The organism is Mycobacterium sp. 1245852.3 (genome assembly GCF_001669335.1).
Classification (GTDB): Bacteria; Actinomycetota; Actinomycetes; order Mycobacteriales; family Mycobacteriaceae; genus Mycobacterium; species Mycobacterium europaeum_A.
Genome location: NZ_LZLL01000513.1, coordinates 16,187 through 36,382, shown reverse-complemented (window position 1 = coordinate 36,382; position 20,196 = coordinate 16,187). Strand labels below are relative to the sequence as shown.

21 protein-coding genes and 1 pseudogene are annotated in these 20,196 nt (G+C 68.8%); 9 read left to right on the top strand and 13 right to left on the bottom strand.

The genetic code is table 11. The features are described from left to right. The 7 genes from A9W96_RS23185 to A9W96_RS23155 form a co-directional block, all read right to left on the bottom strand. A partial coding sequence (locus tag A9W96_RS23185; RefSeq protein WP_197499611.1) for a VOC family protein occupies window positions 1-410 on the bottom strand: 410 nt, incomplete at its 3' end. A gap of 82 nt (window positions 411-492) precedes the next feature. Continuing rightward, window positions 493-966 carry an SRPBCC family protein gene (locus A9W96_RS23180; RefSeq protein ID WP_066866772.1) on the bottom strand — a complete coding sequence of 158 codons (474 nt, stop codon included), beginning with the start codon at window positions 964-966 and terminating at the stop codon, window positions 493-495. Window positions 967-969: 3 nt separating this feature from the next. Next, window positions 970-1,158 (bottom strand): antitoxin, encoded by a 189-nt coding sequence (locus A9W96_RS23175; protein ID WP_067143366.1) that lies wholly within the window; start codon window positions 1,156-1,158, stop codon window positions 970-972. A 65-nt stretch (window positions 1,159-1,223) separates the two neighbouring features. Continuing rightward, a complete protein-coding gene (locus A9W96_RS23170; protein WP_067143363.1) occupies window positions 1,224-3,614 on the bottom strand; it encodes a cation-translocating P-type ATPase in 2,391 nt (796 codons plus the stop codon). Then, window positions 3,611-5,203: a serine hydrolase gene (locus A9W96_RS23165; RefSeq protein ID WP_067143360.1), complete on the bottom strand. Its 1,593-nt coding sequence runs from the start codon at window positions 5,201-5,203 to the stop codon at window positions 3,611-3,613. Before A9W96_RS23165 ends, A9W96_RS23170 begins: the two co-directional genes overlap by 4 nt. A gap of 40 nt (window positions 5,204-5,243) precedes the next feature. Then, the gene (locus tag A9W96_RS23160; protein WP_156752932.1) at window positions 5,244-6,356 is read right to left on the bottom strand and encodes an MBL fold metallo-hydrolase; all 1,113 of its coding nucleotides are present in this window, start codon (window positions 6,354-6,356) and stop codon (window positions 5,244-5,246) included. A gap of 2 nt (window positions 6,357-6,358) precedes the next feature. Beyond that, complete coding sequence (locus A9W96_RS23155; RefSeq protein ID WP_066866782.1) at window positions 6,359-7,090, bottom strand: enoyl-CoA hydratase; 732 nt, start codon at window positions 7,088-7,090, stop codon at window positions 6,359-6,361. 27 nt (window positions 7,091-7,117) lie between these two features. Here A9W96_RS23155 and A9W96_RS23150 point away from each other — a divergent pair, with 27 nt between their 5' ends. From A9W96_RS23150 to A9W96_RS23140, 3 genes are all read left to right on the top strand, one after another. Continuing rightward, the gene (locus A9W96_RS23150) at window positions 7,118-8,596 is read left to right on the top strand and encodes a carboxyl transferase domain-containing protein (RefSeq protein ID WP_067025270.1); all 1,479 of its coding nucleotides are present in this window, start codon (window positions 7,118-7,120) and stop codon (window positions 8,594-8,596) included. Between the two features lie 109 nt (window positions 8,597-8,705). Beyond that, complete coding sequence (prrA, locus tag A9W96_RS23145; protein WP_112632790.1) at window positions 8,706-9,416, top strand: two-component system response regulator PrrA; 711 nt, start codon at window positions 8,706-8,708, stop codon at window positions 9,414-9,416. A gap of 15 nt (window positions 9,417-9,431) precedes the next feature. Next, the gene (locus tag A9W96_RS23140) at window positions 9,432-10,769 is read left to right on the top strand and encodes a sensor histidine kinase KdpD (protein WP_066866786.1); all 1,338 of its coding nucleotides are present in this window, start codon (window positions 9,432-9,434) and stop codon (window positions 10,767-10,769) included. Window positions 10,770-10,773: 4 nt separating this feature from the next. Here A9W96_RS23140 and A9W96_RS23135 read toward each other — a convergent pair whose 3' ends face one another. From A9W96_RS23135 to A9W96_RS23130, 3 genes and pseudogenes are all read right to left on the bottom strand, one after another. Further along, complete coding sequence (locus A9W96_RS23135; RefSeq protein WP_067143359.1) at window positions 10,774-11,244, bottom strand: hypothetical protein; 471 nt, start codon at window positions 11,242-11,244, stop codon at window positions 10,774-10,776. A gap of 26 nt (window positions 11,245-11,270) precedes the next feature. Then, window positions 11,271-11,351, bottom strand: a pseudogene (locus tag A9W96_RS32840) (hypothetical protein); the annotation flags it as partial. A gap of 12 nt (window positions 11,352-11,363) precedes the next feature. Next, window positions 11,364-12,263, bottom strand: coding sequence for an OmpA family protein (locus tag A9W96_RS23130; RefSeq protein ID WP_156765379.1), 900 nt, complete (start codon window positions 12,261-12,263; stop codon window positions 11,364-11,366). Window positions 12,264-12,361: 98 nt separating this feature from the next. Between A9W96_RS23130 and A9W96_RS23125 the strand changes: the two genes are divergently transcribed. Together A9W96_RS23125 and A9W96_RS23120 are read left to right on the top strand one after the other, a co-directional pair. Next, entirely contained in the window at window positions 12,362-12,625 is a 264-nt protein-coding gene (locus A9W96_RS23125) for a DUF2630 family protein (RefSeq protein ID WP_066866789.1), read from the top strand. Further along, entirely contained in the window at window positions 12,622-14,205 is a 1,584-nt protein-coding gene (locus tag A9W96_RS23120) for an NAD(P)/FAD-dependent oxidoreductase (RefSeq protein ID WP_067143369.1), read from the top strand. Before A9W96_RS23125 ends, A9W96_RS23120 begins: the two co-directional genes overlap by 4 nt. 10 nt (window positions 14,206-14,215) lie before the next feature. Here the strand turns inward: A9W96_RS23120 and A9W96_RS23115 are convergent, their stop codons facing one another. Next, window positions 14,216-14,647: a DoxX family protein gene (locus A9W96_RS23115; RefSeq protein ID WP_231999814.1), complete on the bottom strand. Its 432-nt coding sequence runs from the start codon at window positions 14,645-14,647 to the stop codon at window positions 14,216-14,218. Window positions 14,648-14,706: 59 nt separating this feature from the next. Here A9W96_RS23115 and A9W96_RS23110 point away from each other — a divergent pair, with 59 nt between their 5' ends. Then, on the top strand, window positions 14,707-15,687 hold the full coding sequence (locus A9W96_RS23110; RefSeq protein WP_067024368.1) for an RNA polymerase sigma-70 factor: 981 nt from the start codon (window positions 14,707-14,709) through the stop codon (window positions 15,685-15,687). A 121-nt stretch (window positions 15,688-15,808) separates the two neighbouring features. Beyond that, window positions 15,809-16,246, top strand: coding sequence for a hypothetical protein (locus A9W96_RS23105; protein ID WP_066866798.1), 438 nt, complete (start codon window positions 15,809-15,811; stop codon window positions 16,244-16,246). A gap of 30 nt (window positions 16,247-16,276) precedes the next feature. Here A9W96_RS23105 and A9W96_RS23100 read toward each other — a convergent pair whose 3' ends face one another. Further along, complete coding sequence (locus A9W96_RS23100) at window positions 16,277-17,572, bottom strand: citrate synthase (protein WP_066866800.1); 1,296 nt, start codon at window positions 17,570-17,572, stop codon at window positions 16,277-16,279. Between the two features lie 158 nt (window positions 17,573-17,730). Continuing rightward, window positions 17,731-18,360 carry a pyridoxamine 5'-phosphate oxidase gene (pdxH, locus tag A9W96_RS23095; protein ID WP_156749004.1) on the bottom strand — a complete coding sequence of 210 codons (630 nt, stop codon included), beginning with the start codon at window positions 18,358-18,360 and terminating at the stop codon, window positions 17,731-17,733. Between the two features lie 117 nt (window positions 18,361-18,477). Between pdxH and A9W96_RS23090 the strand changes: the two genes are divergently transcribed. Both A9W96_RS23090 and A9W96_RS23085 read left to right on the top strand, forming a co-directional pair. Continuing rightward, window positions 18,478-19,599, top strand: a complete 1,122-nt coding sequence (locus A9W96_RS23090; RefSeq protein ID WP_066866802.1) for a citrate synthase 2 — start codon at window positions 18,478-18,480, stop codon at window positions 19,597-19,599. A 131-nt stretch (window positions 19,600-19,730) separates the two neighbouring features. Next, the gene (locus A9W96_RS23085; RefSeq protein WP_066866805.1) at window positions 19,731-20,189 is read left to right on the top strand and encodes a VOC family protein; all 459 of its coding nucleotides are present in this window, start codon (window positions 19,731-19,733) and stop codon (window positions 20,187-20,189) included. The last annotated feature ends 7 nt before the right edge of the window (window positions 20,190-20,196 follow it).

Here is a 20,196-nt window from a genome sequence, read left to right as displayed (position 1 = left end):
CCGGCCGCCCCGATGAGCTCGAAGCCACGGTGCTCCAGCGGCTGCCACAAGCCGAACACCGCGCCGGTTGGGTCGGTCGCCACGGCCATGTGGCCCTTGGCGGGCACCTCGATCGCCATGCACACCGACCCGCCGGCCCCGGTCACCGCGGACAGCGTGGCGTCGAGGTCGGCGGTGTGAAAATAGGTGGTCCAGTGGTCCGGTGATCCTGCTTCGGGCCGGTTGGCCATCAGGCCCGCGACCATATGGCCGTCCTTGGCGGCGTTGACGTATCCGTGGTACTCGGGACCGGCGGACTCGAACGTCCAGCCGAAGACCACGCCGTAGAACTCCTGGGCACGGGCCACGTCGGATGTGGTCAGGTCGATCCAGCAGGGAGCGCCCAGCGGCGCGCTGTCACGGGTGGGCACGGTGACCTCCTTGGGGTGTCTGGCCCCGGACAGGGGGGCTTCACCACTACCGACTGCCGCCCCACCGAAAACTCATCGGCGGTCAGCCGTGCGCCCTGCCGTCGCCGTTTGTGCTGGGGTCGGATCGGGTGAACACCGTGACGAAGTTCTCCAGCGACCGGTCGATGTCGCCGCGCAGGGCGGCAGCGACGATCATGCCGATGGGCCCGAACAGCGCCGGGCCGCCCAGATGCACGTCGAAGCTGACGACCGAGCCGTCGTCCTTGGGCGCGATCTTGGCCATCAGCTTGACCTTGACCCCGCCGACGCCGTCGCCGTTGAGCGTCATGCCCTCGGGCGGTTTGTAGCGCACCACCGTCCATTTGATCCGGTTGTACATGCCCTTGACCTCGACGATCGACTCGACGACCGTGCCCTTTTCGATCTCGTCGGGCAAGGTGCTGCGCCACACCCGGTGAATGGTCAGCCAGTCCTTGTACCGGGACAGGTCAGAGGCGTGCTGCCAGGCCACCTCGGGTGGCAGCGGGACATCGATGGATCCGGAAAGCTTGGCCATTGCTCAGTTCTGCTGGTCGCCGGTGTCCGCGGTGCCGGCGGCCTTCTTGGCCTGCTCCTGCACCTGGTGGATGGTGTCGGTGTACTTGCCCTGCGTCTTGTCGTCGACGAACTCGCCGGCCTTGTAGATCGCCTTTTCGACCTTGTCGGCGTTCTGCGACAACAGGTCCTTCGCCTTATCCAGGAATCCCATGCGCCCTCCCTTTTCCCGGCATCGTACTTGGCCGGTGACGACGCCCCGCGGTGAGTTCGGCGCGCTCAGCGCCACAACCGCGGCTGCACGCCCAGCACTTTGGCCCGGATCCACCACGTGGCCTCGATCGCCGCCGCGCCCAGCACGCCGACCCCCAGCGCCGTGGCGGTCACCGCGACATTGGAGGGGTCGAGCAGGAACGCCTTACGCGCCAGCGGCAGGCTGAAAATCACCACATAGGCCAGGCCCGAAGCGATTACCAGCGCCACCCGCCACCACTGGTAGGGGCGCGCCACCACCGCCAGCACCCACAGCGCCGTCATCAGCAGCGTGATCAGCGCCGCGGTCGACGCCTGATCCTGTTGGACGTAGGTGGCGTGGCGGCCGTGATAGGCCAGCAGATAGGACGCGAACGTCGCGGTGCCGACGATCAGCCCGCAGGGCAGCGCCGAGGTGAGCACCCGGCGCACGAAACCCGAGTGGGCCCGTTCGTTGTTGGGCGCCAGCGACAGGATGAACGACGGTATGCCGATGGTGAACCAGGCGGCGATGGTGACGTGGATGGGTTGGAACGGATACAGCAGCGGGTCGGCCTTCAGGGGCTTGGCGAGCAGGCATTCGATGCCCACCAGCAAGGCCAGCAGGACCGAGTACACCGTCTTGGTCAGGAACAGGTTGGCGACGCGCTCGATGTTGCCGATCACCCGGCGTCCCTCGCCGACGACGTAGGGCAGCGTGGCAAACCTGTTGTCCAGCAGGACGATCTGGGCGACGGCGCGAGACGCCGGGCTGCCGGCGCCCATCGCGACGCCGATGTCGGCGTCCTTGAGGGCCAGCACGTCGTTGACACCGTCACCGGTCATCGCCACGGCGTGGCCACGCGACTGCAGGGCGTGCACGATGGCGCGTTTCTGGTCCGGCCGGACCCGACCGAACGTGGTGTGGGATTCCAGCGCGTCGGCCAATGGTGCCGGCTCCGACGGCAATTGGCGCGCGTCCATCGTCTCGCCGTGCAGCCCGAGCTTACCGGCGACGGCCCCGACCGAGACGGCGTTGTCACCGGACAGCACCTTGACCGAAACACCTTGACCGGCAAAGTAATCCAGCGTCTCGCGGGCGTCCGGTCGCACCTTCTGTTCGAGGACCACCAGCGCGACGGGGGTGACGCGGCCCGGCGCGTCGGGGTGATCGACGGCGACGTCGCCGGCGACGACCAGCAGGACCCGCATCCCCTGCGCGCCGATCCGCTCGGCCTGTTCGGCGGCCGCCGATCCCGGCTCGAGCAGCACGTCCGGGGCTCCCATCACCCAGTTGCCGTGGTCTTGAAAAGAGACGCCGCTCCACTTGGTGGCCGACTTGAAAGGTGCTGTCGCCGTTGCGGTCCAGCCGGGTGGCTCGCTGTAGGTCTCGGCGATCGCCCGCATGCTCGCGTTGGGTCGCGGATCCTGGGCGGCCAACGACGCCAGCACGTCGGCGATGGGCGGGCGCTGCCCCGGGTCGTCGAGTTCGTCGACCCGCGCGACCCGCATGCCGCTTTCGGTCAGGGTGCCGGTCTTGTCCGCGCAGACCACGTCGACCCGCGCGAGTCCCTCGATGGCGGGCAGCTCCTGCACCAGGCAGCGGCGCTGGCCGAGCCGGACCACCCCGACCGCGAACGCGACCGACGTCAGCAACACCAGCCCTTCCGGGACCATGGGCACCAGCGCGCCGACGGTGCGCAGCACGGCCTGCCGCCAGCCGGTGTGCGTGGTGGTGAACAGCTGGGTGTAGATGGTGAGCAGACCGGCGGGCACCAAGAGGTAGGTGATGAACTGCAAAATGCGGTTGATGCCGTTGCGCAGTTCGGATTTCACCAGGGTGAACTTGCTGGCCTCCTCGGCGAGCCTGGTCGCATAGGCGTCCGGTCCGACCTTGGTGGCGCGGTAGGCGCCGCTGCCCGCGACGACGAAACTGCCCGACAGCACCGCGTCGCCGACGGTCTTGGCGATGGGGTCGGCCTCACCGGTCAGCAGCGACTCGTCGACTTCCAGGCTCGCCTCCTCGACGATCTCGCCGTCGACGACGACCTGATCCCCGGGGCCCAGCTCGATGATGTCGTCCAGCACCACCTCGGCGGGCGGCACCGCCCGGGCGCCGGATTGCCTGCGCACCAAGGGTTTCGCCTGCCCGACGATCGCCAGCTTGTCCAGGGTCTGCTTGGCCCGGATCTCTTGGACCATGCCGACGACACTGTTGGCGATGATCAGCAGCCCGAACATGCCGTTGATCAGCGAACCGGTCGCCAGCACGATCAGCAGCAGCACCCCCAGTATCGCGTTGATCCGGGTGAAGACGTTGGCGCGCACGATATCGGTGATGCTGCGCGTGGCGCGTTCGCGCACCGCGTTGGTCTTGCCGTCGGCCACCCGCTGCGCCACTTCGGCGTCGGTCAGGCCAGACGTAGCAGCGAGAGTCATCGCGTGAAGGTCCCCAGCTTGTCGGAGTCGTAGTATTCCAAGTTCAGCGAAGGCGTCGGCGAACCAGAAAACGTAGCCTTGGAAATCGTTCCCGGTGGGGCGTTTTCGTCGGTTAGGCCGAAGGTGAAGGTGTCGCCGTCCCAGTGGGTGAGGGTGAGCGTCCGGTGCCTCGGGCCCATCGCCAGTTGCAGCGCGCCGTCGTGTTCGGTGACGACGGCCGGTCCCCAGTAGTCGCTGGCGTAGATGCCGGCGTAGTCGCCGAGGGGTCTGGCCGGTGCGGGGTTGGCCGGGGGTTGCTTGCCGACCAGTGAGCCCAGCGGGTTGTTCAGCCAGCCGATCGCCTTGTTGTACAAGGGCCCCCAGTCCTCGCGAATGTGGCCGTACTGGACGAGGTCCATGAATTCGGCGGTCAGCGTTTCCGGGATGCCGTAGGGCGCGGCGTTGGTCAGCGCGATGATGCCCAAATCCTCGGCGGGCAGCGCGACGAAGTTGGTCGCCGCGCCCAGATCGAAAGCGCCCGAATGGCTGTACTCGGTGCGTCCCGAAGAATCCACCGAGGAGTTGAAACCGTATCCATAAAACCCGGTGCGCGCCTGCGGAGTTTTCGCGGGCGCCGATACCACCTGCGGGCTGATGGCGGGCAGCAGCGCTTCCGGCGAGACGATCCGCCGGCCGTCGTAGGTTCCGTTGCCCAGCAACATCATCAGCCAACGGGCCATGTCGTTCACCGATGAGCTGATGCCGCCCGCGGGCGACTGGGCATCGGGGTCACGCTGGAACCGGGCCTGCCACGTGCCGTCGATCTTGATGTGGTTGACCGCATGGTTGGGCCGGGCGAGGAAATCGGCGAACCGTGAGCTGGTCGACGTCATGCCCAGCGGGCGGTAGAGCACCTCGTCGGACAGGTCCTCCCACGGCTTGCCCGCCGCGGCCGCCACCGCCTCCGCCCCGGCGGTGATCCCATAGTTGGTGTAGGCGTAGCTGATTCGGAACGGGTCCAGCGGCAGGTACTTGAGCCGCTCGAGCGTTTGCCGACGGTCGTAGCCCAGGTCTTCGAGCTTGTCACCGGCGTGGTCGGGCAGCCCGGAGCGATGCGCATACAGGTCGCCGACGGTCACATGGCCGGTGACATAGGGATCGCTCAGCGCGAACCACGGCAGCTTGGCCGCGACGGGCGTGTCCCAGGCGACAACGTTGTCGCTGACTTCGTGCGCGATCACGGTCGCGCCGACCGATTTGGACACCGACGCCAACTGGAAGACGGTGTCGGCGTCCACCTTGTTGTCCTGTCCCTGCCCCTTGCTGACGTCTTTGACGCCAAAACCTTTGGCGTACAATATTTTCCCGTCGTGCACAATGGCCACGGCCATTCCGGGGATGCCGCTGCTTTTCATCAGGTCGCCGACCAGTCCGTCGACCTTGGCGACGGCCTCGTCGATGCGGCCGGCGGGGATCGATACGCCGAAGACCTGGTTGGGCGGGACGTCGGACAGTGTGGACGGCGGCCCGGCGGTCGGCTGGCCGGAACCGCAACCCGTCAGCCCGACCAGCGCCGCGGCGATGGCGGCCATGGCCGCGCGTGTGGTCACCCGCGCACCCTAACGCGGTGACGATGCGCGTCGCGGGAACCTACAGCCGCCACCAGGGATCGGATTCCTTCGGCGCCGCGGGATCGATGCGTTGACCGGGCAGCGGCACCGCCACGTTCACGCCCTCGGGTCCCGCGGCGGCGAGCAGGCGCTCAACCGGTTCCGCCCACGGGTGGGGGGCCAACCGGAAAGTGCCCCAATGGATTGGCACCAGCAGCCCGCCGTCGGTGACGTCCAGGTGCGCCCGCACCGCCTCCTCGGGGTTCATGTGCACGTCGGGCCACGCCGTGTTGTAGGCCCCGATGGGCAGCAGGGTCACGTCGAACGGTCCGTGGTCGGCGCCGATCTGCGCGAAGCTCTTGGTGTAGCCGGTGTCGCCGCCGAAGTACGCGCGATGGGTGGGCCCGACGAACGCCCACGACGCCCACAGCGTCGTGTTGCGGTCCAGAAAGCGTCCCGAAAAGTGCCGCGCCGGTACACAAACCACCGTGAGCTCGTCGACCTTGGCGCTCTGGTGCCAGTCGAGTTCGACGATGCGGTGCTCGGGTATCCCCCACCTGCGCAGGTGGGCCCCGATGCCGAGCGGCACGAAGAACGGGGCCCGCTGGGTGCGGGCCAGCGCCAGGACCGTGTCGATGTCGAGGTGGTCGTAATGGTCATGGCTGATCACCACCGCATCGACGGCGGGCAGCGCCTCGAGTTGGATCGGCGGCGGGTGCAGCCGCTGCGGGCCGACGACGTCGGAGGGTGAACACCGGTCGCTCCACACCGGATCGGTGAGCACCCGGTAGCCGTCGATCTCCAGCAGCGCCGTGGAGTGGCCGAACCAGCTGACGGCCAGCCGGCTGGGGTCGGCGTCGAGGATTCCCGGCGACGCCAGCGGGATCGGCCCCTTCGGCCGGCTGCCGCCCCGGTTCCCGATCAGCTCCCAGGCGACCAGCCGCAGTTGCTCGCGGTCCATCCTGGCTTCCGAGGGGGGCTCGAGGTTGACGAAAGCGCCGTCGCGGTAGTTCGGCGACCCCGCCGTCACCGCGGCGATCGAGGCGGGGTGGGCGCCGAGCGCGTCCGGCGCGCCGTGCAGCGCTCGCACCAGCCAACTTCCGGCCGCCAGCGACGCCGTACCGGCGACCAGCCGCAGCGTCCCCCGCATGATCGTCAGGCCCCCTGGAACTTCGGCGGCCGCTTCTCGATCCGGGCGACCTGGGCTTCGATGACGTCTTGGCTGCTCCAGGCCTTATCGAAGAGTTCCTTGTGCACCGGCCCGGCCTCCTCGATGGCGCCGTCGTCGTTGAGCACCCGCTTGGCGTGCTGGATCGCCAGCGGCGCCAGCCCGGCGATCTCGGCCGCCCAGGCCTGCGCGTCGGCGAGCGTGCCGATGCGGTTGGCCATCCCCGTTTGCAGCGCCACGTCGGCGGGCAGCTTCTCCGCCGTCAGCAGCATGGCCCGGGCGCGGCCGTGGCCGACGAGCGAGGACAACCGCCGGATGCTCCAGTTGTCCAATGCCAGACCATATTTCGAGGTGGGGAACTGGAAGAACGCGTCGGGTGCCACCACCCGCAGGTCGCATTGCATGGCCAGTTGCAGGCCGGCGCCGATCGCCGGGCCGTTGATGGCCCCGATGACCGGGATCAGCGTGGCGTCGAGCACCCTGTGCAGCTCGACGAGCCGGTCGGGGTAGTCGGCGGCGAAGGCGTCCCCGGACAGGTCCGCGCCGGCGCAGAACACCGTGCCCTGACCGGTCAGCACGATCGCGCGGGTGGAGCCGTCGCCCGCCTTCAGCACGGCCTCGCGCAGCTCCTCGACCAGCTCGGAGTTCAAGGCGTTGCGGCGCTCGGGACGCTGCAGCTCGATGGTCATCACGGCCTCGGCCTGGGTAACACCGATCATGGCAGCCACCCTATATAGCCTCGTCTCGTGAGTCGTATCACGGCTGGTGAACTGCGCGATGCGGTGCTGGACGAAAATTCCTTTCTCCGCTGGGACACCGAGCCGCTGGCGGTGCCGGTCAGCGCGTCCTACGCCCAGGAGCTGGCCGATGCCCGCGCCGCGACGGGTCTGGACGAATCGGTGCTGACCGGCGAGGGGCGCGTCTTCGGGCGCCGGGTCGCGGTAGTGGTGTGCGAGTTCGGCTTCCTGGGCGGTTCGATCGGTGTCGTGGCGGCCGAACGGATCACCGCCGCGGTGCAGCGGGCCACGGCCGAGGGGCTGCCGCTGCTGGCCTCGCCGAGCTCCGGCGGCACCCGCATGCAAGAGGGCACGGTCGCGTTTCTGCAGATGGTGAAGATCGCCGCGGCCGTGCGGCTGCACAAGCAGGCACACCTGCCGTACCTGGTGTACCTGCGCAATCCGACGACCGGTGGGGTGTTTGCGTCGTGGGGCTCGCTGGGCCACGTCACGGTCGCCGAGCCGGGCGCGTTGATCGGCTTCCTGGGCCCGCGCGTCTACCAACTCCTCTACGGCGAACCGTTCCCCGATGGCGTGCAGACCGCGGAGAACCTGCAGCGCCACGGCGTGATCGACGGCGTCGTCCCGCTCGATGAGCTGCGCCGCACCCTGCACCGCGCGATGACCGTCATCGCCGACGCCCCCGAACCGCTGCCCGCCCCGGCGCCACCCGAACCGACACCCGACGTTCCCGCGTGGGATTCGGTGGTGGCGTCGCGACGGCCGGACCGGCCCGGGGTGGGACTGTTGCTGCGGCACGGCGCCACCGACCGGGTGCTGCTGTCCGGGACCGGCCAGGGCGAGGCGGCGACGACGGTGTTGGCGCTGGCCCGCTTCGCCGGCCAGCCGGTGGTGGTGCTGGGCCAGCAGCGACTGACGGGCGGTCTGGTGGGGCCGGCCTCGCTGCGGGAAGCCCGGCGCGGCATGGCGCTGGCCGCCGAGCTGCGGCTGCCGCTGGTGCTGGTGATCGACACCGCGGGCCCGGCCCTGTCGGCCGAGGCCGAACAGGGCGGGCTGGCCGGCCAGATCGCCCAGTGCCTGGCCGAGCTGGTGACGCTGGATACGCCGACGGTGTCGGTGCTGCTGGGCCAGGGCAGCGGCGGGCCGGCGCTGGCGATGGTGCCCGCCGACCGGGTGCTGGCGGCGTTGCACGGCTGGCTGGCGCCGCTACCGCCCGAGGGGGCCAGCGCGATCGTCTTCCGCGACACCGATCACGCCCCGGAACTCGCTGCGGCACAGGGCATCCGATCGCGTGATCTTCTGGAGTCTGGAATTGTTGACGCCGTCGTGCCGGAGCATCCCGACGCCGCCGACGAGCCGGTCGAGTTCGCGCAGCGGTTGGCGCGGGCCATCGCCGCCGAGGTGCAGGCGCTGCGCGATCTTCCCGCCGCCGAACGGCTGGCGGCCCGGTTGCGGCGCTACCGCAACATCGGCCTGCCCGCCACCTAACCCCGCGAGCAGACGCAAATGTCCCGGTTTCCTCGGCGTTTCGGGTGCTTTTGCGACTGCTCGGCCCCCAGGTCGCGCCTCCCACAGCGATAGTCGACAATCAGGCAAAATGGGCCGCATGGACACTGGAGCTAGCTCACCGCGGGTCTTGGTCGTCGACGACGATTCAGATGTGCTCGCGTCGCTCGAACGCGGTCTGCGGCTGTCCGGATTCGAGGTGTCGACCGCGGTCGACGGCGCCGAGGCGTTGCGCAGCGCCACCGAGACGCGCCCGGACGCGATCGTGCTCGACATCAACATGCCCGTGCTGGACGGCGTCAGCGTGGTCACGGCGCTGCGCGCCATGGACAACGACGTCCCGGTCTGCGTGCTGTCCGCCCGCAGCTCGGTCGACGATCGGGTGGCGGGCCTGGAGGCCGGCGCCGACGACTACCTGGTCAAGCCCTTCGTGCTGGCCGAGCTGGTGGCGCGGGTCAAGGCGCTGCTGCGCCGCCGCGGCGCCACGGCCACGTCGTCCTCGGAAACCATCACGGTGGGCCCGCTGGAGGTCGACATCCCGGGCCGGCGCGCCCGGGTCAACGGCGTCGACGTCGACCTGACCAAGCGGGAATTCGACCTGCTGGCGGTGCTGGCCGAGCACAAGACCGCGGTGCTGTCCCGCGCGCAGCTGCTCGAGCTGGTGTGGGGCTATGACTTCGCCGCCGACACCAACGTCGTCGATGTGTTCATCGGATACCTGCGCCGCAAGCTGGAGGCGAACGGCGGCCCCCGGCTGCTGCACACCGTGCGCGGAGTGGGATTCGTACTGCGCATGCAGTAATCAGGTCGGCCGGCCATGAAGTTCCTGTCCCGAATCCTGACCCGGACGCCCTCGCTCCGGGCCCGGGTCGCGGTCGCGACGGCCATCGGCACCGCGATCGTGGTGGTCATCGCCGGAGCGGTGGTGTGGTTCGGCATCACCAGCGCCTGGAAGGAACGCCTGGATCGCCGCCTGGACGAGGCTGCCGGTTTCGCCATCCCCTTCCTGCCCCGCGGTCCCGACGACATCCCCCGCACCCCCAACGATCAGGACACCGTGATCACCGTGCGGCGCGACGGCCAGGTCAAGTCCAACTCGGACGTCACGCTGCCGCCGCTGGACGTGGGCTATGCCGACACCTACATCAACGGGGTGCGCTATCGAGTGCGAACGCTCGAGGTCCGCGCGCCGCAGCCGGCGACGCTGGCGGTGGGCGCGACCTACGACGACACCATCGCCCAGACCAACAACCTGCATCGGCGGGTGATCCTGATCTGCGCGCTGTCGATCGGCGCGGCGGCGGTATTCGCTTGGCTCCTGGCGGCTTTCGCGGTGCGGCCGTTCAAACGCCTGGCCCAGCAAGCCCGTTCGATCGATGCCGACGAACGCCCGCAGGTGGCGGTGCGTGGCGCCAGCGAGGCGGTCGAGATCGCCGAAGCCATGCGCGGGATGCTGCAGCGCATCTGGACCGAACAGGACCGGACCAAGGATGCGCTCGCGTCGGCGCGCGACTTCGCCGCCGTGTCCTCGCACGAACTGCGCACCCCGCTGACCGCGATGCGCACCAACCTCGAGGTGCTGTCCACCCTGGACATGCCCGACGACCAGCGCAAGGAGGTGTTGGGCGACGTGGTCCGCACGCAGTCGCGGATCGAGGCCACGTTGACCGCCCTCGAGCGGCTGGCCCAGGGCGAACTGTCGACGGCCGACGACCACGTGCCCGTCGACATCACCGAGCTGCTGGACCGCGCCGCGCACGACGCCGCCCGGATCTACCCGGGGGTCGACGTTTCGCTGGTGCCGTCACCCACCTGCATCATCGTCGGGTTACCGGCCGGGTTGCGCCTGACCGTCGACAACGCGATCGCCAATGCCGTCAAGCATGGCGGCGCCACCCGCGTCCAGCTGTCGGCGGTCAGCTCGCGCGCCGGTGTGGAGATCGCGATCGACGACAACGGCAGCGGCGTGCCCGAGGACGAACGACAGGTGGTCTTCGATCGGTTTTCTCGCGGATCGACGGCCTCCCATTCCGGGTCGGGCCTGGGATTGGCGCTGGTGGCCCAACAGGCCCAGCTGCACGGCGGGACCGCTTCGCTGGAGAGCAGCCCGCTCGGTGGTGCTCGCCTGGTGTTGCGGATCCCCGCCCCCAGCTAGCGCTCTACGGGTAGTCCTCGTGGTCGCGCCACGGCGTGAAACCGGCTTGCTGCGCGGACTTTTCGTCCCGAAACCAGACCTGGGCGGTGGTCGAGTCGTAGGACGGATCGTCGGGCGTGAGGTACAGCCTTTCGGCCATCCGGGCCTTGATCAGGAATCCCGCCGGCCCGCCGCCGTCAGGGCCTGCGTCGGCGGAGCCCGGGCCGTACGGCGCGCGGGGCGTCACCGCTATTTTGGTGGTCGGCGATTCCTTGGCGGCCGGGATCTTCGTGGTGCGCCGTTCGGTGGCCGGGATTGTCGTGGTGCGCTTTTCGGTGATCGGGATCCGGGTGGTGTCGGGCTCGCGCGCCGCCCGCTCATCCCGCGAATCCGGCACCGGCGCTTGGGTTTTGGCGGGAGGTATCATCAGCGCGAGCGTCAGCGCCAGCCCCAGCGCGAAGGACAGGCCGAAAAGCCACCAGTTCACGTGGGTCATCGCACGCCCTCGCGCACCCGGTCGAGGATCGTGGCGATCACCCAGGCGACGGCCGAGCCCGCCAGGAAAGCGAGCAGGTACCACAACCACCCGATGACGAAGTCCATGCCGAATGCTCCTCAGCTCACCACGATTTCGACCCGGCGATTCTGGGCGCGACCGTCGTCGGTGCCATTGGGCGCGACCGGGTTGGCCGAACCGAAACCCGTGGTGGTCAAGCGGTCGCCTGGCACGCCATGGGCTTCCAGAAACGCCGCGACGGTTTGGGCGCGCTGTTCGCTCAACGGAACGTTCAGGCTGGTATTGCCGGTGCTGTCGGCGTAGCCGTTGATCGCCACCCGAGCGTTCGGGCATGCCTTGAGTTTGTCGGCGACCCCGGTCAGAACCTGCTCGTCGGACGCGGTCAAATTACCGAGGTTCGACTCGAAGGTGAGCGCCCCGTCGGTCAGGGTGTTGATCGCCGACTGCAGGTTGGCGCACGACGCGGCGGCACCGGGCGGCGCAGACGTCGGTGAGTTAATGGCAAGGTTGTCAACGACATTCAGGTTGGACCAGACCCGCTTGGCATCGGTGTCGATGGTGTCCTTCTGGTCCGGCGACGCCGCGGTGCCGGCCAGCGTGATGGTGTCGCCGCCAACCGTGAGCGTGAAATCGGCGATCGACGCGCTGTCGGCGAAAACCGGTTTGGCCTTGGCGAAATCGAGGGCGTCGACGGCCGGGTCGATGCGGATCTGGTCGACGACGCCGACGCCGGCCGGCAGCGCGCTGCCGAGCACCTTCAGCAACGCGGCTTTGGCGGTCTCGTCGGGGAAGGCCCCGGTCAGGGTGACGCTGTCGCCGCTGCGGGCCATCGAGAACGCGGCCAACGAAATCGTCGGCGCGCCACCGCTGGTCGAGGGCGCCGGCGACCCGCGACCGGACGCCGATCGGGTCGAGACCGCGTGGCCGATCACGGCCAGCAGAAGTGGGATGATCACCAGGGCGATCAGCCAGGGCAGGCCGAGCCGTTTGACGCTCACGACGGCCCTCCCTCATCTCACTCGCCCGGGCCGGCCCGGGTGCCAGGCGATATGCAGCCTACCGATTCACCACCCCCCGGGTCGGGCACACTGGAGCGATGGCCAACGGCAGTAAACCGACCGACAACGACACCCTCGCCGTCATTCGCGACCTGGTCGCCGAGGAGAAGGCGCTGCGGGCCCAGCTGCAGCGCGGGGACATCGACACGTCCGAAGAACATGACCGCCTCCGCCGGGTAGAGGTCGAACTCGACCAGTGCTGGGACCTGCTGCGGCAGCGCCGCGCGCTGCGCGAGAGCGGCGGGGACCCCCGAGAGGCGGAGGTGCGGCCGCCCGACGAGGTCGAGGGCTACCTGAGCTGAGCGACCATGCGACCGACGCCGACGCCGTAATCGTCGGGGGCGGCCACAACGGTCTTGTCGCCGCCGCGTACCTGGCCCGCGCCGGTCTGCGGGTGCGCCTGCTGGAACGGCTGGAGCACATCGGCGGTGCCGCGGTCTCGGCACAAGCCTTCGACGGCATCGACGTCCGGGTATCGCGCTACTCCTACCTGGTCAGCCTGCTGCCGCCCAGCATCGTCCGGGATCTGGGCGCCGCGGTGCGGCTGGCGCGGCGGCCGTTTTCGTCCTACACCCCCGACCCGGCGAGCGGCGGGCGCAGCGGGCTGCTGATCGGGTCGCCCGCCGACACCTTCGCCGCCATCGGGGCCGCCGGGGACGCGCGGGGCTTCGCCGACTTCTACCGACGCTGCCGGCTGGTGACCGAACGCCTCTGGCCGACCCTGCTCGAACCGCTGCCCACCCGCGAGGGCGCCCGCCGGCGCGTGATGGCAGGCGACGAGCGCCGCGTCGCGGCCGCGTGGCGGGCCATGATCGACGAGCCCATCGGGCATGCCATCGCCGACGCCGTGGCCAACGACGTGGTTCGCGGGGTGATCGCGACCGACGCCCTGATCGGCACCTTCGCCCGCCTCGACGAACCGACGCTGACACAGAACGTCTGCTTCCTGTATCACGTGCTCGGCGGGGGCACCGGAGACTGGGACGTCCCGCTCGGCGGCATGGGCGCGGTGACCACCGCCCTGGCCGCGGCGGCGGTCCGCCACGGCGCCGAAATATGCACCGGCGCAGACGTTTACGCCGTCGACCCGGCCGGCGAAGTGCGCTATCGCGCCGGGGAGGACGACCACCGCCTTACCGCCCGGTTCGTCCTGGCCGGCGTCGCACCCACCGTCCTGGCCGGACTACTCGGCGAAGCACCGGCGCCCGCGGCGGGCGGCGCGCAGGTGAAGGTGAACATGGTGCTGGCGCGGCTGCCCCGGCTACGCGACCACGCCGTCACACCCGAACAGGCCTTCGCCGGGACCTTCCACGTCAACGAGACCTGGACACAGCTCGACACCGCCTACGCGCAGGCCGCCGCGGGCCGACCGCCGCATCCCTTGCCGTGCGAGGCCTACTGCCACTCGCTGACCGATCCCAGCATCCTGTCGGCGGACCTGCGCGACGCGGGAGCGCACACGATGACGGTGTTCGGCCTGCACACCCCGCATTCGCTGTTCGACGGCGCCGACGCCGACGCGCTGCGCCATCGGCTGACCGACGACGTGCTCGCATCGATGAATTCCGTTCTGGCCGAACCGATTCAAGACCTGTTGCTGACCGACGCGCAGGGCCGCCCCTGCCTCGAGACCACCACCACGCTGGATCTCGAGAAGACGCTGCACATGAGCGGCGGCAACATCTTCCACGGCGGCCTGTCCTGGCCGTTCGCCGAGGATGACGACCCGCTGGACACGCCGGCGCGGCAATGGGGTGTGGCCACCGCACACGATCGAATCATGCTGTGCGGCTCCGGAACCCGCCGCGGTGGAGCGGTGTCGGGGATCGGCGGCCACAACGCCGCGATGGCGGTGCTGGCGGCGATCGATCACCAGCCGTGATCGCGGCCGATCAGTGCAACATCGCGGCTCGGCAGAGCACCACGAATGCCGCCAAGAGGAGTAGCGCGATGTTGACCGCGACCGCGCGGCGTTCGTGCAGCCGCGTGTGCGCCCACGCGGCGCCGACCATGACCACGCACAGGCCCGCCGCTGCGAGCGGCGTCAAGATCAGCGCAATGCCCGTCAGTCCCGGCGCGACAAGTCCTGCCGCGGCGAGGATCTCCGATGCGGCGGTGAAACGGACGACCGGCATGGGAAACATGGCGATGCCGGTCTGACCCGTGGCCAGTAGTCGTTCGCGGCTGAATGTGAGCTTGACCGTTCCGGACAGGGCGAATATCGCGGCCAGGACGATTTGTGCTGACCATAGCGCGGCGTTCATCGTCTTCCTTTCTTTCGAGCGGACGCCCCTGAGACGAACGACGGCCGCCGCGCGTGACATCGGTGGGCGATCCAGCTCGCCACCTGTCACACCACCGACGGCTCGGTCGTCTACAGAACATGACGACTCCTCCTACCGACCCCCCGCCCGGCGACAGTGCCGAACAGCAAGGGGACGCGGCCGAGCTGCGGCCGCTGCTGTTCGCCATCGCCTATCGCATGCTCGGCAGCGTCACCGACGCCGAGGACATCGTGCAGGGAACGTATCTGCGCTACCTCGACTACTTGCAGCACGGTCACCACGTCGAGTCACCGCGCTCGATGTTGACCACCATCGCAACCCGCCTCGCGATCGACCATCTGCGCTCCGCCCGCGTGCAACGCGAAAAGTACCTGGGCCCTTGGCTTCCCGAGCCACTGATCACCTCGACCGTTCCCGACGCCGCCGATGTTGCCGTCATGTCCGACTCGGTATCGATGGCGTTTCTGCTGCTGCTGGAGACGCTCTCACCCGTGGAGCGCGCCGTTTTCTTGCTGCGCGAGGTGTTCGCCTACGACTACGCCGACATCGCGCGCATCGTCGACAAGTCACCGGCCAATTGCCGCCAATTACTCAACAGGGCCCGCCGACACATCGCGGCGGGGCGCCGCCGCTTCGACGCCGACGCCACGCGCCGCGATCAGCTCGCCGATCGCTTTTTCGCCGCGGCCCAGAATGGTGATCTGGACGATCTGGTGCAATGGCTGGCCGACGACGTGTCCTTCTACGGCGACGGGGGCGGTATCGGCCGCGGACTGCCGCGACCGATCTTCGGCCGAAACCGCGTGCACCGGGCCCTGGCCGCAATCATGGGTGCCTACCGCAGTCTCGGCGTGCGACTGCAGCGTGCACAGATCAACGGGCAACCTGGCGTGCTCGCCTTCGACCCCGACGGCGCGTTGATCAACGTCCTGACCCTCGACATCTACGGCGGAAGGATCTGCACCATCCGCTCGGTGATCAATCCGCACAAACTCGAACACCTTGGATTCGCCCTGTCGCCCCTGGCGCGCCGCGATCCGGTGACCCGTCGCGCGGACCGGGAAGCACCGCGCGCATGAATAGGGGTTTTTCATACGATCGTCTTCGCGCGGTCCGCGGACGTCGGCACGTTAACCATGAACCGTCCGTCCAAGTTGAACGCGCTGCACCGACCTCGACCCAGGGAAAGGAGCAGTAACCATGCGCACGCCTGTCACCGCCGACGATCGCTCGCAGCGCACCCGGTCATTCGCGCGCGTGCTCGGACCGTTTATCGCCGTGGTCCCTGCGATTGTCGCGATCAGGGCAGCAAGCATCGGGAACGAACTGTCCGGTTTCTCCAGCGACCCGATGTGGCCGTGGGCGCTGGGTGCGCTCTTGTTTTTCTGCGGCCTGTTCGTCGTGGCGTTCCACCAGTATTGGCGCAGCGTCGCCGCCGTGATCATCTCGCTGTTCGGCTGGTTCCTGCTGCTGCGGGGTTTCGCGCTGCTCGCCATGCCGCAGACGATCGTCAAGGGGGCGCAAACCGCGACCCACACGTCGGGGGCAGCGATCATCGCCGTGCGGATCGGTTTCGGGTTGCTCGCGCTGTGCGGCGTCTACCTCGCGTACGTGGGCTGGCTCAAAAAGGCCGACTGACCGGGCGCCGCGCTACCGGCGCCAAGACAGTTACCGCGCGTCGATGGTGACGTAGTCGCGCTCGGTGTAACCGGTGTAGATCTGGCGCGGCCGACCGATCTTGCTGTCGCCCTCGTCGTGCATCTCGCGCCAGTGCGCGATCCACCCGGGCAGCCGCCCCAGCGCGAACAGGACGGTGAACATCCGGGTCGGGAAGCCCAGCGCCCGGTAGATCAGGCCGGTATAGAAGTCGACGTTGGGGTACAGCTTGCGCTCGATGAAGTAGTCGTCGGTGAGCGCGGCCTCTTCCAGTTGCTTGGCGATGTCCAGCAGGTCGTCGTCGCCGCCGAGCTTGGCCAGGATCTTGTCGGCCTGCTCCTTGACGATGCGGGCGCGCGGGTCGTAGTTCTTGTAGACGCGGTGCCCGAAGCCCATCAACTTCACGCCGGCTTCGCGGTTCTTGACCTTGCGCACGAATTCGCTGACGTCGTCGTCGCTTTGGCGGATCTTCTCGAGCATCTCGAGCACCGCCTGGTTGGCGCCACCGTGCAGCGGCCCCCACAGCGCGTTGATCCCACCGGAGATCGAGGTGAACAGGTTGGCCTGGGAGGACCCCACCAACCGGACCGTCGAGGTCGAACAGTTCTGTTCGTGGTCGGCGTGCAGGATCAGCAGCATGTCCAGCGCCCGAACGATTTCGGGGTCCGCCTCATACGGCTCGGCGGGCAGCCCGAACGTCATCCGCAGGAAGTTCTCCACCAGCGACAGGGAGTTGTCCGGGTAGAGGAACGGCTGGCCGACGGACTTCTTGTAGGCGTAGGCCGCGATGGTCGGCAGCTTGGCCAGCAACCGGATCGTCGAGAGCTCGACGTCCTCGGTGTCCATCGGGTCGAGCGAGTCGGGGTAGTAGGCGGACAGCGCGTTGACCGCGCTGGACAACACCGGCATCGGGTGCGCGTTGCGCGGGAAGCCGTCGAAGAATCGCTTGAGGTCCTCGTGCAGCATGGTGTGCAGCTGGATCCGCTTGGTGAAGTCGGCCAGCTGCTCCTTGTCGGGCAGTTCGCCGTAGATCAAGAGGTAGCTCACCTCGATGAAGGTCGACTTCTCGGCGAGCTGCTCGATCGGGATGCCGCGGTAGCGCAGGATGCCCGCGTCGCCGTCGATGTAGGTGATGGAGCTCTTGCACGAAGCGGTGTTGACGAAGCCGTTGTCGAACGTGGTGTAGCCGGTCTTGGACAACAGCGAGCCCAGCGCGATGCCGTCAGCGCCGTCGGTGGCCTTGACGATCTCCAGGTCGGTTTCACCGCCCGGGTACTTCAAAGTGGCGGTGTCGTCGGTGTCTGCCACGAGAACCCCTTTGCGCTCTGGCTGATATGGCTGCTGACTTGGTGCTTACTGCAAAAGGTAGTCGTTATGACGATGGGACGCCTGCCCGGGGTCGAGTCCGCTGGTCACGCCAGCAATCGACCCCGTCACGCCGCGGCGCAACGTGCATCATCAGCGGGTTAGGGCTGCAGGCGTTCCACCCGACCCCCGGTGATGCGGATGCGGTTGTGCAACCGATTTTCCCGCCCCTGCCAGAACTCCACCAGCTCCGGGGCAATGAGGTAGCCACCCCAGCCCGGCGGGACCGGGACCCGCTCGCGATCGGCGAACCGGGCGGTCACCTCCTCCAGCTGGTCGAGCAGGGCCGCGCGTGAGGCGATCGGCCGCGACTGTTGCGACGCCCACGCGCCCAGTTGCGACCCGCGCGGCCGCTTGGACCAGTAGTCCTCGGTGACCTCCGCGGCGACCTTGCGCACCGGGCCGCGGACGTGGACCTGGCGGCCGAGCTGATACCACGGAAACGTGGCCGAGGCGTACGGCGTCGCGGCCAGATCGTCGCCCTTGGCCGAGTCATAGTTGGTGAAGAAAGTGATCCCGGTCTCGTCGACGCTCTTGCACAGCACCGACCGGCTGGCCGGCCTGCCGTCGGCGGTCACGGTGGCCAGCACCAACGCGTTGGGCTCGGCGACCCCCGCCCGCTCGGCGTCGCCGATCCATTTGCGCAACAACGAAACCCAGCCGTCGCGCAACCAATCCGCGTCGAGATCCGGGCTGCCGTCCTTTTCCACTGATCCGTACTCCACACGCATTCTTTGCAGGTGCTCATTTCCTGGCGCCGGGTCTGGTCCTGCCATCGCGTCCACGCTACCGGCGCTTGCTACCGGCCGGTAGCGTCGGCCCGATCAGGGGGTGCGAGAATTTTCGGCATGACTGTGGTCCCCGAAGACTTTGTCCCCGGCCTGGAAGGCGTGGTCGCCTTCACCACCGAAATTGCCGAGCCGGATAAAGACGGCGGTGCGCTGCGCTACCGCGGTGTCGACATCGAAGATTTGGTAACGCAGCAGGTCACGTTCGGCGACGTGTGGGCGCTGCTGGTCGACGGCAAGTTCGGCCACGGCCTACCGCCCGCCGAGCCCTTCCCGCTGCCCATCCACACCGGCGACGTACGTGTCGACGTGCAGGCGGGCCTGGCGATGCTGGCCCCCATCTGGGGGTACAAGCCGCTGCTGGACACCGACGACGACACCGCCCGCGACCAGCTGGCCCGGGCCTCGGTGATGGCCCTGTCCTACGTCGCGCAGTCGGCGCGCGGGATTTACCAGCCCGCCGTCCCGCAACGGGTCATCGACGAATGCGACACGGTCACCGCCCGGTTCATGACGCGCTGGCAGGGCGAGCCGGACCCACGGCACGTCGAAGCGATTGACGCCTACTGGGTGTCGGCCGCCGAGCACGGCATGAACGCCTCGACGTTCACCGCGCGGGTGATCGCGTCGACGGGCGCCGACGTGGCGGCGGCGCTGTCCGGGGCGATCGGGGCGATGAGTGGCCCGCTGCACGGCGGGGCGCCGGCGCGGGTGCTGCCGATGATCGAGGAGGTCGAGCGCACCGGCGACGCGCGTGGTCTGGTGAAGAAGATCCTGGACAGCGGCGACAAGCTGATGGGCTTCGGGCACCGGGTCTACCGCGCGGAGGACCCGCGGGCGCGGGTGCTGCGCGCCACCGCCGAACGGCTGGGGGCGCCGCGCCACGAGGTCGCCGTCGCGCTCGAGCAGGCGGCCCTGGCCGAGCTGCGCGAGCGCCGTCCGGACCGGGCCATCGAGACCAACGTCGAGTTCTGGGCCGCGGTGATGCTGGACTTCGCCCGCGTGCCGGCCAGCATGATGCCGGCGATGTTCACCTGCGGCCGCACCGCGGGCTGGTGCGCGCACATTCTCGAGCAGAAGCGGCTCGGCAAGCTGGTCCGGCCGTCGGCCATCTACGTGGGCCCGGCCCCGCGCAGCCCGGAGTCCGTCGAGGGCTGGGACCGCAGCCTCACCAACGCCTGACGCCCCCCGGTTGTCGGTACCCGGCGATCTAATGGTTGTCGTCGCGATGAGTTTCTGTCGCCGGCGCAGTCATAAGTCGTGAACCTGCCCGTCATGGGCAGGACAGGGAACCGATAGCAAGGAGAACCAGCATGGCGATCAACATCGAACCCGCACTGTCCCCGCACCTGGTGGTCGATGACGCCGCCGCGGCAATCGACTTCTACGCCAAGGCTTTTGGGGCCCAGGAGATCGGACGCGTGCCGCGTCCCGACGGCAAACTGGTGCACGCCGCGGTGCGGATCAACGGTTTCACGGTGATGCTCAACGATGACTTCCCCGAAGTGTGCGGCGGCAAGTCGATGACGCCGACATCGCTGGGCGGCACCCCGGTGACGATCCACCTGACGGTCACCGACGTCGATGCCAGCTTCCAGCGCGCCCTGGACGCCGGTGCCACCGTGGTGACCCCGCTGGAGGACCAGTTCTGGGGTGACCGCTATGGCATGGTCGCCGACCCGTTCGGCCACCACTGGTCGCTGGGGCAGCCGGTCCGCGAGGTCAGCATGGAGGAGATCTCGGCGGCGATGTCCGGGCAGGGAGCCGGCTAGTCCTGCA